Consider the following 3,143-nt stretch of genomic DNA (forward strand, 5'->3'; position numbering starts at 1 on the left):
GGCCGATCCGGGCGAGTCGGAACCGGCCGCGCTGCGGCGGGAACTGGCCGAGGAGCTCGGCCTCGCGGTCGACGTGGGGGAGCGCATCGGGCCCGATATCGAGCTGGGTGACGGCCTGGTGCTGCGTTGCCGGCTGGCCCGGCCGACCGACCCGGGGGCACCCCTGCGGCCGACCGAGCACGACCTGGTGCGCTGGGTGCCGGCCGCCGATCTGGACGGGCTGGACTGGCTCGACGCCGACCGCGCGCTCCTGCCGCAGCTGCGGGCCGCGCTCGACTCGGCCGGCGGCGCACCGCTCGGTCACGATTAACCCGCACGGAATACGCCGAACGGGACGGCCGTGGCACTATGCGGGGAAGTCAACGGCCGCTCACGTGGCCCGATCAACCGCTCGTCAGGAGTCGATCTTGCATCTGATCAGGAAGTCACGCGTACGGACCGCGCTGCTCGGCGCGGCGGCGGCCGGAGTGCTGCTGGCGACCGCCGCGTGCGGGGCCAGCACGACCGCCCCCGGATCCACCACCTCCGCGGGCAGCTCCGCCGCCGCCTCCGGGTCGGCCGCTCCGTCGGGCGGCGGGGACGCGACGGTGACCGAGCCGACGTCGTTGAATCTGAACCTGGCCAAGGTCGACTCCCTGGCGGCCGCCCTGCCGGACAAGTTCAAGCAGTCGGGCACCATCATCGTGGCGTCCGATCCGACCTACGCACCGAACGAGTTCCTGCCCGAGGGCTCGGACACGCCCACCGGGATGGGCATCGACCTGGCCAACGCGCTGGGCCAGGTGCTGGGCCTGAAGGTCACGATCGAGCCGGCGAGCTTCGACGGCATCATCGCCGGCCTCAACGCGGGTCGCTACGACATCGGCATGTCGTCGTTCACCGACACCAAGGAACGCGAGCAGTCGGTCAACTTCGTCACCTACTTCACCGCCGGCACCTCGATCATGGTCCCGGCCGGCAACCCGAAGAACATCCAGGGGCCGACCGACCTGTGCGGGCTGCCGGTCGGCGCGCAGAACGGCACCACGCAGCTGGCCCAGCTGACCGACGCGAGCGTCGACGGCTCGGTCGTCAAGGCCTGCCAGGACGCCGGCAAGGAGCCGCCGGTGGCCCAGGGCTTCCCGAAGCAGACGGACGTGAACGCGGCCCTGGTGGCCGGCCGCATCGACGCCTACATGGCCGACTCGCCGGTCGTCGACTACGCGGTCAAGGTCACCGGCGACAAGTTCGAGAAGGTCGGCGGCGACGCGGGTGCGGCGCCGTACGGCATCGCGGTGCCCAAGGAGCCGGCCGAGCTGACCCCGGCCCTGCAGGCGGCGATGCAGCACCTGATCGACACCGGCGCGTACACCAAGATCCTGGACAACTGGGGCCTGACCGGCGGGGCGATCACCACCTCGCAGATCAACGGCGCGATCTACTGAGCGACCGGATCCGACCATGACCACGACCGGGGACCCGACGGTCCCACCCCGTGACGCGCCCGTCCCGATCAAGGCCGTTCCGCTTCGCCACCCCTGGCGGTGGGTCTCGGCCGTGGTCCTGCTGGTGCTGGTGGCGATGCTCGTCAGCAGCCTGCTCACCAACCCGGCCTGGGACTGGCCGACCGTCCGGCAGTACCTGTTCTCCCCGCAGGTGCTGCGCGGGCTCTGGCTGACCGTCTGGGTCACCGTCGCGGCCATGGTGATCGGCATCGTGCTCGGCGTCGTGCTGGCCGTGATGCGGCTCTCGGCCAACCCGATCGTCAAGGGCGTGGCCTGGGTCTACATCTGGTTCTTCCGCGGGACGCCGGTGCTGGTCCAGATCATTTTCTGGGTGTTCCTGGGCCAGCTGTACAAGTACATCAGCCTGGGCATTCCGTTCGGGCCGGAGTTCCTGTACTTCAACACCACCGAGCTGATCCCGGTGCTGGTCGGCGGCCTGCTGGCGCTGGGCCTGAACGAGGCGGCCTACATGGCCGAGATCGTCCGGGCCGGCATCACCTCCGTCGACGCCGGACAGACCGAGGCGGCCGAGGCGCTGGGCATGACCCGGCTCAGGGTGATGCGCCGGATCGTGCTGCCGCAGGCGATGCGGATCATCGTGCCGCCGACCGGCAACGAGACCATCTCGATGCTCAAGACCACCTCGTTGCTGTCGGTGGCGGCGATCCTGGAACTGTTCGGCACCGCCCAGCTGATCTACGGCAGCAACTACAAGCAGATCCCGCTGCTGGTCGTGGCCTCGATCTGGTACCTGGTCTTCACCTCGGTGATGTCGGTCGGCCAGTACTTCCTGGAGAAGCGGTTCGGGCGCGGGGCCAACACCGTCGGCCGGGCCAAGCAGAAGGCCAAACTCAGCGCCCGGCGGGAGGGACCGTCATGACCCCCGACCTGACCAAGGAACCGGTGCCGCCCGCGGCCGATCGGGTGCCGCTGGTGGTGGCCGAGCAGGTGCACAAGCGGTTCGGCAACCTCGAGGTGCTCAAGGGCATCGACATGACGGTGATGCCGGGGGAGGTGGCGTGCCTGCTGGGCCCGTCCGGGTCCGGCAAGTCCACCTTCCTGCGGTGCATCAACCATCTGGAGAAGATCGACGGCGGCCGGCTGTCGGTCGACGGGCACCTGGTCGGCTACCGGCAGAAGGGCGACAAGCTCTACGAGCTCAAGGACTCCGAGGTCGCCCAGCGCCGCCGCGAGATCGGCATGGTGTTCCAGCGGTTCAATCTGTTCCCGCACATGACCGCGCTGGGCAACGTGATGGAGGCCCCGGTCCAGGTGCTGGGCCGCAAGCGCAAGCAGGCGCGGGACGAGGCGATGAGCCTGCTGGACCGGGTCGGGCTGGGGGACCGCAGCGATCACTACCCGTCGCAGCTGTCCGGCGGCCAGCAGCAGCGGGTGGCGATCGCCCGGGCGCTGGCCATGCACCCGCAGCTGATGCTGTTCGACGAGCCCACCTCGGCGCTGGACCCCGAGCTGGTCGGCGAGGTCCTCGACGTGATGCGGGATCTGGCCCGGGGCGGCATGACGATGATCGTGGTCACCCACGAGATCGGCTTCGCCCGCGAGGTCGGCGACACCCTGACGTTCATGGACCAGGGCGTGGTGGTCGAGTCCGGGGCGCCCAAGGACGTGATCGCCAACCCGCAGCACCCGCGGACGAGG

At 70.0% G+C, this 3,143-nt stretch carries 4 protein-coding genes; all 4 read left to right on the top strand.

The features are described 5' to 3' along the window. Nucleotides 1-310 (top strand): NUDIX domain-containing protein (locus tag ACOJUF_RS14925; protein ID WP_420122618.1); only part of this gene is annotated, 310 nt, incomplete at its 5' end. 97 nt (nucleotides 311-407) lie between these two features. Beyond that, nucleotides 408-1,424, top strand: coding sequence for an ABC transporter substrate-binding protein (locus ACOJUF_RS14930; protein ID WP_420122619.1), 1,017 nt, complete (start codon nucleotides 408-410; stop codon nucleotides 1,422-1,424). 16 nt (nucleotides 1,425-1,440) lie between these two features. Next, nucleotides 1,441-2,364: an amino acid ABC transporter permease gene (locus ACOJUF_RS14935; protein WP_420122620.1), complete on the top strand. Its 924-nt coding sequence runs from the start codon at nucleotides 1,441-1,443 to the stop codon at nucleotides 2,362-2,364. Continuing rightward, on the top strand, nucleotides 2,361-3,143 hold a 783-nt coding region (locus ACOJUF_RS14940; protein ID WP_420122621.1), incomplete at its 3' end, for an amino acid ABC transporter ATP-binding protein. The genes ACOJUF_RS14935 and ACOJUF_RS14940, both read left to right, overlap by 4 nt.

Source organism: Nakamurella sp., assembly GCF_048594475.1.
In the GTDB taxonomy this organism is placed as follows: domain Bacteria; phylum Actinomycetota; class Actinomycetes; order Mycobacteriales; family Nakamurellaceae; genus Nakamurella.

Coding starts and splice junctions, on each gene's coding strand:
- ACOJUF_RS14935 (WP_420122620.1), top strand. CDS start 1,441: ATGACCACGACCGGGGACCCGACGGTCCCACCCCGTGACGCGCCCGTC.